General features: G+C 49.6%; 1 protein-coding gene. It reads left to right on the top strand.

The features are described from left to right. Positions 1–405: FIST C-terminal domain-containing protein (locus UF06_RS04775; protein WP_045569428.1), on the top strand; the 405-nt coding region annotated here is incomplete at both ends.

The raw sequence follows: 405 nt of genomic DNA on the forward strand, positions 1-405 counted from the left end.
TGCGAAAGGCACGCGCTTGTATTGCTTAGGAGAGCGTAAAGCCCTCGATGTTTATAAGCATTATCTTGCCGACGGGCACGACGTGACGATTAACCAATTACTCAGTTTCCCGTTGTATCGAGAAACGTTGGGGCGCAAGGAAGTTTGTACCGTCACAGAACTTCACGCCGATGGAAGCATGAGTTTCGATAGGCCGTGGTGCCTCGGTGATGAGGTTCAGTTTTGCTATAACCATCCTTCTCTGACGTTAGAACAAGTGCGTCATGGGGTGGTGGAACTTGCCATGCATCAGCCTGAAGTAGTGATGATTTACAACTGTGCCTCGCGGTTGGATTTTATTGATAGCAGCGATGAAGTGCAGGCGTTTATGGATATTGCCGCGACCTTTGGCAGCTACTGCATGGG

The organism is Vibrio sp. S234-5 (assembly GCF_000960595.1).
Lineage (GTDB): Bacteria > Pseudomonadota > Gammaproteobacteria > Enterobacterales > Vibrionaceae > Vibrio.